Consider the following 13,307-nt stretch of genomic DNA (forward strand, 5'->3'; position numbering starts at 1 on the left):
TGCATTACATGCTTACACCCTCGCTCGGACAGACGGACCGGACTTCGCTGCGAGCTGACGCCAGGGTCTGTTCAGCGTGTGCGGGGCCCCGCGGTGCCGGAGTTCGTCCGACTCGATGTGCGCAGGGTGCCGACCGTCCTCAGCAGCCGGTCGGCGGGTGCGCGCAGCTCGGGGTGGGCATTGACCGTGTTCCGCAGGCCGCGCACGGGTCTGCGCCACAGCCGGTGGGCCGCGGCGACCGGGTGGGGGCGGCCGGCGAACCCTTCCGCCACGCGCAGCTCGCGGGTCTTGAGCCAGTCCTTGTACTCCTTGTCGCCGCGCCCCAGGTCCATCAGCGTCACCCCGTGCCGGGCCGCCGCCTCGGCGGTGCGCAGGTGCATCATCAGCCCGGGCGAGTAGTAGTGCAGGTCGGGGTCGTACGCGGTGAACCAGGCGGCCAGCACGGTGCGCGACCTGGGCCCGAAATGTGCCGCCACCGGCCGGTCGCCCGCGTACAGCACCGACAGCACACCGGTGAAGTGCTCCTCGCGGACCTGGAAGAGATGGTCCACCAGGTCGACGATCCACGGCCGCGAGAAGCGGTCCATCCGGCCCGTCCTGCGGTACTGGGCGGACTTCCACTGCATGAGCCGGCGCAGCATCCGCGGATCGCGCTCGTCGAACTCGAACCGCACCTCACCGACGTCGCGCCCGAGCCGGCGTTCCTTCTTCAGCGTCGTCTTGGCCAGCCCCGGGTACGCACCGCGCAGCCACGTCGCATAGCCGCTCTCGTCGGGCTTCAGATCGACGACCGGGGAAGCGAACATCCCCGTGACATGCCGGCCGAACGGCTTCTGTTCCTCGACGAGATGGTCGAACTCGAAGATGGACAGCCCGCAGGCCTTCAGCAGGTCCTGGGCGTCCCAGGTGACTCCGGGGCGGTGCACCAGCGCCTGGCAGTCGGACAGGCCGAGCCCGATGGCCCGGCCGACGCCGAAGGCGTTGCGCTCGTACGGGAGGAAGCCGACCGGCGCCCCGGCCTCACGCAGGACGGCGATCCGTGTGCCGGCGCGGTACCTGCCGATCCCGAGCGCGAACTCCGGAGCCAGGAAAGGATTGGCGTACTCGGGGGATTCGTCCATCGCCGCATGCCACGCCGTACGCAGCGAGGTGCTCAGTTCGTCGACTCTGTGGATCGTGACGTCCACGTCAGATCATCCGCCCTTCCACAGGCTCCGCGAGGGACGACCCGGCCGCAGCGCAGGCCGGTAGAGCGTGTGGACCCCTGTTCATTGATCGCATCCGCGACCGCTCCCCCCGTGACGTCCCCCCGCGGCGCGCTGTCCGCGTCCTACCACGTTCTTTGAGTATCAGCCGGTTCCCGGCCGTGTACACGGTCGTTCCGCGGTTGATCCTCAGGTTCCGAACTGTCCGCCGAGGATCAAACGTCGCGAAACAGTACGCATGTTGTCAAGAGTGCCTGCCGCTACAAAACGGCAGCAGAAGAAGTGGTCCTTGCCGCCGCACGTACATTTCACGCCGTCCTCATGTGCGGGCCGTTTCGCCGGGCCGGGGTCCAACTAGCGTCGTGCAGTGGCCCGAACCGACCCGAGTGAGGTTTCGATGTCCGCAAGACACACCCTCGCCGCCCTGGCGCTGGCTCCGGTGCTCGCCTTCCCGGCGGCGGCTCAGGCGACGACGTACGACGGTTCCCTCGTGCCGCCCCGCAAGACGCACTTCGACCTGCAGGCCCACCGCGGCGGCATCGGCATGACGACGGAGGAGTCCCTGGAGGGATTCGGCAAGGCGATGCGCCTCGGCGTGTCCACCCTGGAACTGGACACCCAGATCACCAAGGACGAGAAGGTCGTCGTCAACCACGACCGGCAGATCAGCGCCCAGAAGTGCCGTGACACCGCGCCCGTCACACCGGGCGACCCGATGTATCCGTACGTCGGGAAGTACGTCAAGGACCTCACGCTGGCCCAGATCAAGACCATGGACTGCGGTTACCAGCAGCTGCCCGGTTTCCCCGAGCAGGAGGTGGTCAAGGGGTTCCGGATGGTCGAGCTGAAGGACGTCCTGAACCTGGTCAGGAGCTATCACGCCAAGCAGCTCAAGCTGAACATCGAGACCAAGGTCGAGGCGGGCGCCCCCGAACAGACCGCGCCGCGCGCGCTGTTCGCGCGCCGGGTCTACGAGGAGATCCACCGCTCCGGCATCGAGCGCCAGGTCACCATCGAGTCCTTCGACTGGGGCGCGCTGAAGGCGATGCACGAACTGGCGCCGAAGTGGCCCCTCGTCGCGCTCACGAACTACGACTTCCTCCAGGTCGGACAGCCCGGCGCCTCCCCGTGGCTCGGCGGGATCGACGCCGACGACTACGGCGGCGACTTCGTGAAGGCGGCCGCCACCGTCCCCGGCGTCAAAGCCCTCTCCCCGAACTACGGCTTCCCGCAGAACGGCAAGGTCGGCGACCCGGACTTCCGCTTCTACTCCGACCGGACCATGGTCGAGGAGGCCCACGCACGGGGCCTGAAGGTCATCCCGTGGACCTGCGACGATCCGGCCACCGTGGAAGCGCTGATGGACATGGGCGTCGACGGCATCATCACCAACTACCCCAACCACGTACGACAGATCATGGCCGACCGGGGCATGCGCCTGCCCAAGCCGTACGAGCCCCGTTGACGCAGGCACAGCGCCGGCGCTCCCCGCTTCATCGGCCCAGCGATGCAAGTGATCTACGTCTCAGCGGGTGAACCGGCGGGCGGCAAACGCGGTCACAGCAGATGACGTAGTCATCGAGTGCCCGAGGCGGATGATCCGTGCCGGCGCATAAGGACGCCCCCCACCGTGCCCAACACGCAGCAGGACACCCCCACTTCGCTCCTCCCCGACCCTTCCATACCGGCGCCGGTCGCGCCTCCCCCGCGTGACCGGCGCCCCCGTCCGCCCGGCCGCCGTGATCCCCACCTCCTGGCGACCGCCCTGTTCGCCGCGTATGCGGCCTTGTCCGTCATCCGGTACGAGCATCTGGCGACCCGGTCCTGGGACCTCGGCATCTTCGAGCAGGCGGTCCGCGCGTACGCCCATCTGCAGGCGCCGGTCGTCGATCTGAAGGGGCCCGGGTTCAACATCCTGGGCGATCACTTCAGCCCGGTGCTCGCTCTGCTCGCCCCCGTCCACCGGCTCTTCCCCTCCCCTGTCACACTGCTGGTCGCCCAGGCCGCCCTCTTCGCGCTGTCGGCCGTGCCGGTGACCCGTGCGGCAGCCGGGCTGCTGGGGCGGCCGCGCGGGCTCGCCCTCGGCATCGCGTACGGCCTGTCCTGGGGTCTGCAGCGGGCCGTCGACTTCGACTTCCACGAGATCTGCTTCGCCGTACCACTGATCGCCTTCAGCCTGGAGGCGCTGCTGGCCCGCAGGTGGCGGCCCGCGCTGTGGTGGGCGCTGCCGCTGGTGCTGGTCAAGGAGGACCTGGGCCTGACAGTGGCGGCGATCGCTCTGGTCGTCGCCCTGCGCTGCCGCCGCTCTCCGCGCCCGCTCGTGTACGCCCTCGCGGTGGCGGTCCTGGCCATCGCCGCCACCCTCGTCACCCTCACCGTCGTCATCCCCTCCTTCAACACCACCGGCGGCTACGGCTACTGGACCAAGGTCGACAGCGGCTTCACCCTCTTCGACGGCACAGGCACCAAACTCCGCACCCTGGCCTGGCTGTTGATCCCCACCAGCGGTCTGCTCGCCCTGCGCTCACCCCTGTTCGCCGTGGCCCTGCCCACCCTGGGCTGGCGCTTCTACTCCGCCGACGACCACTACTGGGGCACCGACTGGCACTACAGCGCGGTCCTGATGCCGGTCGTCGCGCTGGCCCTCGTCGACGCGCTCGCCCGGGCGCGTATGAGCTCCCGGCCCTGGCTGCGTTCGTACGCCCAGCACGCGCCCGCGGCGGTCGCCGGAGCCGCACTGGCCCTCACGACCACCCTCCCGCTGTCCACGCTCACGGACTCCGCCACCTACGACACCCCCGAAGGCGTCCCCCGCATCGAACGCGCCCTGGCCCGCATCCCAAACGGCGCGACGGTCGAGGCCGACATCGGCCCGAGCAGCCGTCTCACCTCCCGCTGCCGTGTCTTCTGGATCGGCGACACGCGGGGCATCGCTCCCGACTACATCGCCTTCAACAACACCAGCAAGTGGGTCGGCGACGTCCGGGCCTACGCCCGTCAGCTGCACCCCGATGCCCGTTACGTGATCGACGACGCCGCCTACGGTTACTTCGTCCTCAAACGCAGCTCGTGATCGGCAGGCGCCGGACGTCATTGACAAGCCGGATCCGCCAAGGTTGTCATGTGCACATGCTGCGATGCCCTGGGACCTGCTGCACTCACCGCGGGTACCGTCATTGAGCGGGCGCCGCGCGCTGCTCGACGCCGCCCTGGCCGAATTGACGGCCCGTCCCGGAGTGCTCCTCCACGGTCCCGCGGGCATCGGCAGGTCCACGCTCCTGACTGCCCTCTCGGCGTCACTGGCCGCGCAGGACGCGTCATGCACGGTGTTGCACTGCTCGCCCGCCCAGGAGGACGCCCGGCTTCCGTACGTCGGCCTGATCGACCTGTTCACGCGGGTGCCGGAGAGCTGCCTGGAGGCCCTGGCACCCCAGCCCCGGGCGGCCCTGCGGGCGGTTCTGCTGCGCGGTCCGGAGCCGGCCGACGACCAGGGCCGTCTCGCGGTGCGCGTCGCCGTGGTCGACGTACTGCGCGCCCTTGCCGCCACCGGTCCCGTGCTGCTGGTCGTCGACGACCTCCACTGGCTCGACGCGCCGAGCGCCGAGGTGCTCGCCTTCGCCGTACGCCGTCTCGAAGGTCTCGCCGTCCGGGTGGTGGCCGCCGAGCGGGTGCCCGACGGCGATCAGCCCGAACGGCTGCGCTGCTGCCCGCCGGGCACCGTCGAGCTGCCGGTGCCGCCCATGGCGGACGGCGAGGTGGCCCATCTCGTGCGCACGGCGATCGGTGCCGATCTGCCGCCGGCGGTGCTGCGCGCGGTCCAGGACACGGCTGCCGGAAACCCGTCGTACGCACTGGAGTTGGGGCGGGCGGCCCCGCGCGATGCGGCGTCCGTCGGCTTCGGGCGGCCGCTGCCCGTGCCCCCAAGGCTGCGCGCCCTGCTGCTGCACCAGGTGCGTACGCTGCCGGAGACCGTGCGGCACACTCTCCTCGTCGCGTGCGCCGCGGCCCGCCCCAGCCTCACCGTGCTGCGTGCCGCCGGGCTTCCCGACCCCGCCGCGGACCTCGCGGAGGCCGAACGGCTCGGTGTCGCGGCGGTCGACGCCGACGGAACCGTACGTTTCAGCCATCCACTGCTCCGGGCCGCCGTCTGTGCCGACGCCCCGGAGTACAGCCACCGGCAGGCGCACGCCCTGCTGGCCCGCGCGGTCACCGAGCCCGTGGAGCAGGCCCGCCACCTCGCCCTCGCGCACCCGTACGAGGACGAGGCCACCGCGCGCATGCTGATGTCCGCGGCCGAGCTGGCGCGGCGCGACGGCGCACCCGATGCCGCCTTCGAACTGGCCGGGCTCGCCGCCCTGCGCACTCCCGGCGACCGCCCCGCGGACCGTGCCGACCGGCTGCTGGCCGCGGCCGACTACGCATGTGACGCCGGGCAGTCGGAGGAGGCGGGACAGGCGGCCGAGACCGTGCTCGCCGGGTCGGGATCCGCACGGCAGCGGGTGCGGGCCCGGCTGATCCTGCTGCGCAACGCCGGGCAGGCGCTCGGCGGTGCCCGTGACCTGATCGAGGAAGGCCTGCGGGACGCCGCCGGCGACCCGGAGGCCGAGGGCTGGCTGCACCACTGGGCGGCCGTACGCGGTCTGCTGTGCGGGGAGTTGGCGGAGGCGGCCCGGCATGCCCTGCGCGCTGCCCGGCAGGCGGGTTGGGCAGGCGACACCGACACCCGGATCGGCGCCCTCGCCACCCTCGCGCGAGTGCAGTCCCTGGCCGGGGAGCCGGCCGCCGCCGGCGCCGCACTCGAGGAGGCCCTCAGCCTGGTCGGGGGCGCCGACGCCGGCCCGGAGAGCTGGGGACTGATCCGGATGCGGGCGATTCTCGCCCTGGACTCCGACCAGGTCACCGAGGCCGGGCAGCAGGTCGCCGAACTCCACGCGGACATCGGCGAGTTCGCCGGGGTCGAGGAGGTCATGGCGACCTTGGTGGCGCTGACCCGTATCCAGGTGCGCGCCGGGCACTGCCGGGAGGCACTGCGCACCGCCGCCCGCTGCTCGCGCGCCCTGGCCGAGACGGGCGTCCAGGCGGCTCCCGCGCTGTATGCGGCGGCGCTCGCGGCGACCGCGGGCGGCACCGCCGACGAGGCCCGGCGACTGGCCGAGCAGGCGGTCAGGGCCTCGGAGGCGGACGGCGACCGGCTGTTCCTGCTGCGCGCACTGGCGGTGCTCGGACAGGCCGAGCTGCTCACCGGCGACCCGCGGGGCGCGGCGGCCGCGGCCGAGTCGCTGCACCGCGTCAGAGAACTGGGCGAGGCGATGGGCGCCGCCGATCCGCCGTTGCTGCACTGGTACGGCGACCTGGCCGAGGCTCTGGTGATCCTGGGCGAGACGGACACCGCCGGGGCTGTGCTCCGTGAGGCCCGCACACGGGTGTCCGGCGATACGCCCGGCAGCGTACTGGCGGCTCTGGAACGGGCGGAGGGGCTGCGGGAGGCGGGGCTCGGCCGCGCGAAGGAGGGGGCGGTACGGCTGCGTGCCGCGGTGGACCGCCTGCGTCAACTCCCGCTGCCCGTGGAGCTGGTGCGCACCCTGATCGCGCTCGGCGCGGTCGAGCGCCGCGCCCGCCGCAGGACCGCGGCACGGGCGGCCCTCGGCGAGGCACTGGAGACCGCGACACTGATCGGCGCCGCACCGCTGGCGGCCCGGGCCGGGGACGAGCTGGCGCGGCTGGATGCCGGGGACCGCAGCGGCGAGGCGGGCACGGGCGGCCCCGAACTCACCCCCACGGAAGCCAGGATCGCCGAACTGGTCCGCGGCGGAGCCACCAACCGCGAAGTCGCCGCGGAGCTGTTCATCAGCGTCAAGACGGTGGAAGGCGCCCTGTCGCGGGTCTACCGCAAGGTCGGTGTCCGCTCGCGCACCGCGCTCGCCCATGCGATGGCCGTCGCCGTCATCGCGTCCGGTACGGCGGCCGTGAACTCCGGCGACGACGACCAAGTCAGGGTCGGTACACAGGCGGTGACGGCGAGCCAGTCCGTTCGGGTCCGGACGGCCCGGGCGCTCGACCGCCGCCGCTGACGTGACATCCGGCGTTCACGTGACATCAGTTGTTAACACGTGAAGCAAGGGTTCCCCCGCTTATGCGGGTGGGGCGGATGTTCCTACGTTGAAGCCGTTCCGCTTCCGGGACACCACCCCCCACCTCCGGAGGACCTCAGTGAAGTCACGTCTGAAACTGCTCGGCCTGGTCACCGTGCCCGCCCTGCTCGCCGCCGCCGTACCCGCCGCCTACGCCGCCGGCACCGCCCAGCCGCACGCAACGCGCGCGGCCGTCACCGGAGATGTCCTCAAGGGACTGAACAAGAACGCGATCCGCACCGGCCACGTCGCCGCCGGAAAGCGCATATCGGTCGCCATCAGCCTGACCCCCAGAAACAACAAGGCGCTCGACACCTTCGTCGCCAAGGTCAGCGATCCGCGGTCGAGTTCCTACGGCCACTACCTGACGAAGCGCCAGTTCGCCGCTCACTTCGGCCGGACGGACGCCGAGGTCGCCCAGCTCAAGGACTACCTGCGCGCGCAGGGCCTCACCGTCGGCAAGATCCACTCGGGCAATCTGCTGGTCGACGCCAGCGGCACGGCCGCCCAGCTGGAGAAGGCCTTCGGCACCAAGCTGTCGACGTGGAAGGACTCGGCGTCGGGGCGCTCGTTCTACGCCAACGACACCGCGCCGACCCTGCCGACGTCCGTCGCCTCCCTCGTCAGTGACGTGGCCGGCCTCAACGACCGCCTCACCCTGCACCACCAGGCGCCCTCCACCGTCACCCCGCACAACGGCCCGGGCGGCGGCTACACCCCGGCCCAGCTCAAGGGCGGCTACAACGTCTCCGGCACGTACACCGGCAGCGGCCAGAAGATCGCACTGCTGGAGTTCGACGGCTTCCAGCAGTCCAACATCACCGCCTACGACAACAACTACAGCCTGGGTTCGCCCGCTCCGACCGTGCAGAAGGTGAGCGGCGGTTCCGGCGCGCTCGGCGACGGACAGGTCGAGGTCGAGCTGGACATCGAGGTCCTGCACGCGATCGCCCCCAAGGCCGACGTCACGGTCTTCGAGGGCCCCAACTCCGACGCCGGCGAGGTCGACACGTACCAGGCCATCGTCGACAGCGGAATCCCCACCACCTCGATCAGCTGGGGAGCCGCCGAGAGCGCCCGCACCACCTCCAACATCAACGCGGTGGACGCCGTCTTCAAGGCGGGCGCCGCCCAGGGCCTCGGCTTCTACGCAGCCTCCGGCGACGACGGCTCCGACGACGCGGGCAACGGCGGCACCTCCGTCGACTACCCGGCCAGCGACCCCTACGTCACCGGCGTCGGCGGCACCAAGCTGACCGTCACCTCGTCCAACGCCTGGAGCAAGGAGGTGGCGTGGTCCGGGGGCGGTGGCGGCAAGTCCTCCGTCTTCAAGATCCCCAGCTGGCAGACCGCGGTGCAGAAGAGCGCCGGCGGCGGCTTCCGCCAGGTGCCGGACGTCTCGGCCCACGCCAACCCCAGCCCCGGCGTCTCGATCTACTCGCAGGGCTCGTGGTCCTCGGTCGGCGGCACCAGCGCCGCGGCCCCCGAGTGGGCGGCGTTCGCGGCCCTGTACAACCAGCAGGCCGCGGCGGCCGGCAAGGCCAACCTCGGCTTCGCCAACCCGGCCCTGTACTCGGCGAGCGGCACCGGCTTCCACGACATCACCAGCGGCAGCAACGGCGCCTACTCCGCAGCCACCGGCTGGGACTTCACCACCGGATGGGGCTCGTACAACGCCGCGACCCTGGCGAGCAAGCTGCTCGGCTGACGCCTGTCGACTGAAGACGGACCGCCGCAGCGCGGGGCCGGGATCGCTCCCGGCCCCGCGCTGCGGCGTACGACGTGAAGTAGGCCTGGCCGGCCGTCAGTCAGGGGTTGAGGGCGGTGATGGGCATGGGCAGATCAATGGGTGCGCCGGGATCCGGCCATCAATCCCTTGTCAGCCCGCCGACGGGAAATTGTCAGGTCGGTGGGTTTGCATGGCGGCGGCTCCCCTTCCCCCACCATCAGGAGTGACCTGCCATGACCGACGTCCTTGCGGGCGCCGCCGACGAGACGATTCCCCGCTTCCCGATGCCGCGGGCAGCCGACTGCCCGTTCGCCCCGCCGCCGGAGATGATGCGACTGCACGCCGAACGGCGGGTCTCCCGGGTCCGGTTGTGGGACGGCAGCACTCCCTGGCTGGTCACCCGCTACGACGACCAGAGGGCCCTGTACGGCGACGCGCGTCTGAGCGTCGCCCCCAGGCGGCCCGGTTACCCCCACTCCAGCCTTCCGCCAGGCCTTCTCCCAGAACCCGCCGTCCTGCCTCAACATGGACGACCCCGAACACGCCCGCATCCGCCGGATGGTCACGGCCTCTTTCACCATCAAGCGCATCGAGGCCATGCGCCCGTCGGTCCAGCGGATGACCGACGACTTCATCGACACCATGCTGGCCGGCCCGAAACCGGTCGACCTGGTGGAGGCCCTCGCACTCCCGCTGCCGTCGCTGGTGATCTGCGAACTCCTCGGAGTCCCTTACGACGACCACGCGTTCTTCCAGAGCAAGAGCAAGGTGGGCGTCCGCCGCCGCGACGCCTCGCTCGAGGAATCCCGGGCCGCCACCGGCGCACTCCTGCAGTACCTGGACGAACAGCTCGAAGCCAAACTCGCCGCCCCGGCCCACGACATGCTCTCCGACCTGGCCGCCCGGATGCAGGCGGGCGACCTCACCCGCCACGAGGCCGCCATGCTGGGCCTTCTGCTGCTCGGCGCCGAGCACGAGACGACCGCCAACATGATCGCCCTGGGCGTTCTCGCCTTCCTGGAGCACCCCGAGCAGCTCGCCGCCGTCCGCGACACCGCCGACCCGAAGGTTCTCGCGAACGCAGTGGAGGAGATGCTGCGCTACCTCACCGTCGTCCACAACGGCCGGCGCCGCGTCGCCCTGGGGGACATCGAGGTCGGCGACCGGCTCATCCGCCCCGGCGAGGGCGTCATCATCCCGGGCGCCACCGGCAATTGGGAGCCCGGCGTCTTTCCCGACCCGGAACGCCTCGACGTCCACCGCGACGCGCGTCGCCACATGGCCTTCGGCTTCGGCATCCACCAGTGCCTGGGCCAGCCGCCGGCCCGCCTCGAACTCCAGGTCGTCTACGGCACCTTGTTCCGTCGCATCCCCACTCTGCGCAGGGCCACCGGGGGCCGAGCAGACGTCGAGCCCGAGCCCTTCCTCGTCCATCCAGTGGATCATTGCACGGCACAGGAACGCCTTGGCCGCGTACAGGATCTCGGTGTCGGGGAAGGCGTTCCGGTAGGTACGGCAGCGGTCGCGGACCTCGGCCTCGTCGAGGACGTAGACGGGTGTGCCGAGGCGGTCGGCGATCTCGGCGAGCGGTACACCGCCGACCGCCACTTCGCCCCGCCGGCATTCGGCGGTGGACGCAGGCCAGACCGAGAGTTCGCCGTCGATGGTGGTGACGGAACTGTCGTGAAGAGCGGTCATCGTGGCCTCTCTTCAGCCGACGCGCACAGCGAGCGCGGGAACGACGGGGTTCACCGGCCCGGCCGCCCGGGCCGTGAACTGGGGATCCAAGGTGACGGTGGTGACGCCGAGCGGTTCGGTCAGCGCGCGCAGAGCCGGCTCGGCGAGCCTGATCCACGCCTGCCCGGGGCCGAGCGTCGCGACGAGCCGGTTCTCGGAGGTGAAGCCGACGGCCGTACGGTCGCCGAGAGGTGTGCGGAAGACACGCGTCACACACCCCGAGGGCCCCGGCCGGACGGGAACGAACAGTGGTCCGGCCGGGAACCGATCAGAAGGTTCCGGGTCTTCGCCGTACAGGATGTCTGCCATGGGATGCCTCCGGGGACCGGGACCCGAGTGGGTACGGACTGGTCGAGTGGCTTGACGGCCCCGAACGCGGGGAGGCGGAACGGGGCTCGCCGCTGACGCTACGCCCGCCCGCCCCGGAGATCCGTCGGCTCATGACGCAACGCTGACGGGCATCGGGCAAACGCTGACGTGGCGCTGACACCGGCAGTGGCGGCTGCCTCCAACGCCGTCAGAATGACGCCAAGAACTGGCTGGCGGACTGTTCGAAAGCCTCGGGACGGAGGTGGGATGGACGTGGTTTCGATGAGGTTCGCCGACGCGGAACACCGTCCGTCGGCGTGTGAAGAACGGTGAAGTGATGTCCGAGTCCGTCTCCCCCCTCAGGAGGTGGCCGCGGCCGGCAAGTCCGGCCGCTCCGGCTGACGCTGCGTTGCCGCCGGCACGCTCAGCACCATCGTGAGGCCGCCGCCGGGCGTGTCCTCGGCGCTGAGGGTGCCGCCCATGGCCTCGACGAAGCCACGGGCCACCGCCAGGCCCAATCCCACTCCGGCGCCCCGCGGGGAGTCGCCGTAGCGCTGGAAGGGCTCGAAGATGCGGGGTCCTTGGCCTCGTCGGGCACGCCCGGCCCGCGGTCCACGACCCGGACCTCGACCCGTTCCGCGATGGCGCTCGCCGCCACGAGGACCTTCTCCTGAGGGTGCTCCCTTCGGGGCCGCCGGTGAGGCCGACCACGATCCGCTCGCGCGAACCCCAGATCGTCGGCACCTGGTGCTCGCTGCGGTACTCAGTCAGGTATGCGTCGACCCGGTCGGCGACCCACAGCAGCGCCAGCTCCCGCAGGGCGGTGAGGTTCCCGGGCCGGAAGTAGTTGGACAGGGCCGCGTCGACCTCGTCCGGCTTGTAGATGTTGCCGTGCGCCATACGGCGGCGCAGAGCCTGAGGCGACATGTCGACCAGCTCGATCTGGTCGGCGCGGCGTACGACCTCGTCCGGCACCGTCTCGCGCTGCCGCACCCCCGTGATGGACTCCACGACGTCGCCGAGGGACTCCAGGTGCTGGATGTTGACGGTGGAGACCACGTCGATGCCGGCCGCGAGGAGCTCCTCCACGTCCGGCCAGCGCTTGGTGTTGCGGGAGCCGGGGATGTTGGTGTGGGCGAGTTCGTCGACCAGGGCGACGGCGGGGGCGCGCCGCAGCACGGCGTCCACGTCCATCTCCGTGAAAGTGCTGCCCCGGTACTCGATCTCCTTGCGCGAGATCTGTTCCAGGCCGTGCAGCATCACCTCGGTGCGCGGCCGGTGGTGGTGCTCGACGAAGGCGACCACGCAGTCGGTACCCCGTTCGATCCTGCGGTGCGCCTCGGAGAGCATGGCGTAGGTCTTGCCGACGCCGGGTGCCGCACCGAGGTAGATCCGGAGCTTTCCACGTGCCATGTCATCCCTCGAAGCGGTAGCCCATGCCGGGCTCGGTGATCAGATAGCGGGGGTGGGACGGGTCCGTCTCCAGTTTGCGGCGCAGCTGGGCCATGTAGACGCGCAGGTAGTTGGTCTTGTTGCTCTGCGAGACGCCCCAGACCTCCTGAAGGAGGTGCCTCTGGGTGATCAGCCGCCCCGGGTTGGTCACCAGGATCTCCAGCAGGTGCCACTCGGTCGGGGTCAGCCGCACGTCCCGTCCGCTCCGGACGACCTTCTTGGCGAGCAGGTCGATGCTGAAGTCCCCCGTCTCGACGAGTGACATCTCCGGGACGAGCGGGGTGTCCTCGGTGCGGCGGACGGCGGCCCGCAGCCGGGCAAGCAGTTCGTCCATGCTGAACGGCTTGGTGACGTAGTCGTCCGCGCCGGCGTCGAGCGCGGCGACCTTCTCCTCGGACGCCTGCCGGGCGGACAGGACCAGGATCGGCACCCGGGTCCACCCGCGCAGCGCCTTGATGACGTCGACTCCGTCCATGTCGGGCAGCCCGAGGTCGAGCATCACCACGTCGGGCTGCCGCGCGGCGGCGAGCCGCAGGGCCGTGGCGCCGTCGGGGGCAGCGTCCACGCCGTACTGGCGTGCCTGCAGGTTGATGACGAGGGCCCGTACGAGCTGCGGGTCGTCCTCCACCACGAGCACCCGGGTCATGGATGTGTGCCCTTCCTGTCGTACGTCGGGCCGGGCGACGCCGGGCACGAGCCAATCGACGTCATGGCGGCGGGAGTTGAGGGGGCCGGATGGCTCCC

The 13,307-nt window shown here is 71.1% G+C and carries 8 protein-coding genes and 3 pseudogenes; 5 read left to right on the forward strand and 6 right to left on the reverse strand.

The genetic code is table 11. The features are described 5' to 3' along the window. Positions 1–71: 71 nt before the first annotated feature. Positions 72–1,187, reverse strand: a complete 1,116-nt coding sequence (locus tag EDD92_RS05140; RefSeq protein WP_123963200.1) for a GNAT family N-acetyltransferase — start codon at positions 1,185–1,187, stop codon at positions 72–74. A gap of 415 nt (positions 1,188–1,602) precedes the next feature. On the opposite strand from EDD92_RS05140, the gene EDD92_RS05145 reads away from it, so the two are divergent. The 5 genes and pseudogenes from EDD92_RS05145 to EDD92_RS52375 all read left to right on the forward strand — a co-directional run. Continuing rightward, entirely contained in the window at positions 1,603–2,670 is a 1,068-nt protein-coding gene (locus EDD92_RS05145; RefSeq protein ID WP_123963201.1) for a glycerophosphodiester phosphodiesterase family protein, read from the forward strand. Between the two features lie 165 nt (positions 2,671–2,835). After that, complete coding sequence (locus EDD92_RS05150; RefSeq protein ID WP_123963202.1) at positions 2,836–4,278, forward strand: DUF2079 domain-containing protein; 1,443 nt, start codon at positions 2,836–2,838, stop codon at positions 4,276–4,278. Between the two features lie 64 nt (positions 4,279–4,342). Continuing rightward, positions 4,343–7,276 carry a LuxR family transcriptional regulator gene (locus EDD92_RS05155; protein WP_260326325.1) on the forward strand — a complete coding sequence of 978 codons (2,934 nt, stop codon included), beginning with the start codon at positions 4,343–4,345 and terminating at the stop codon, positions 7,274–7,276. 139 nt (positions 7,277–7,415) lie between these two features. Next, complete coding sequence (locus EDD92_RS05160) at positions 7,416–9,044, forward strand: protease pro-enzyme activation domain-containing protein (protein WP_123963203.1); 1,629 nt, start codon at positions 7,416–7,418, stop codon at positions 9,042–9,044. Between the two features lie 254 nt (positions 9,045–9,298). After that, positions 9,299–10,460 (forward strand): annotated as a pseudogene (locus EDD92_RS52375) (cytochrome P450); the annotation flags it as partial. Here the strand turns inward: EDD92_RS52375 and EDD92_RS05170 are convergent. The 5 genes and pseudogenes from EDD92_RS05170 to EDD92_RS05185 all read right to left on the reverse strand — a co-directional run. Next, positions 10,461–10,763 (reverse strand): annotated as a pseudogene (locus EDD92_RS05170) (diaminopimelate decarboxylase); the annotation flags it as partial. Between the two features lie 12 nt (positions 10,764–10,775). Next, a complete protein-coding gene (locus tag EDD92_RS50895) occupies positions 10,776–11,111 on the reverse strand; it encodes an SAV_915 family protein (RefSeq protein ID WP_123963204.1) in 336 nt (111 codons plus the stop codon). Positions 11,112–11,470: 359 nt separating this feature from the next. Next, positions 11,471–11,635 carry an ATP-binding protein gene (locus EDD92_RS52380; protein ID WP_399185374.1) on the reverse strand — a complete coding sequence of 55 codons (165 nt, stop codon included), beginning with the start codon at positions 11,633–11,635 and terminating at the stop codon, positions 11,471–11,473. A 133-nt stretch (positions 11,636–11,768) separates the two neighbouring features. Further along, positions 11,769–12,524 (reverse strand): annotated as a pseudogene (locus EDD92_RS05180) (histidine kinase); the annotation flags it as partial. Position 12,525: 1 nt separating this feature from the next. After that, positions 12,526–13,209 carry a response regulator gene (locus tag EDD92_RS05185; protein ID WP_123963205.1) on the reverse strand — a complete coding sequence of 228 codons (684 nt, stop codon included), beginning with the start codon at positions 13,207–13,209 and terminating at the stop codon, positions 12,526–12,528. Positions 13,210–13,307 lie beyond the last annotated feature (98 nt).

The sequence above is a fragment of the Streptomyces sp. TLI_185 genome (genome assembly GCF_003814765.1).
Taxonomy (GTDB): domain Bacteria; phylum Actinomycetota; class Actinomycetes; order Streptomycetales; family Streptomycetaceae; genus Streptomyces.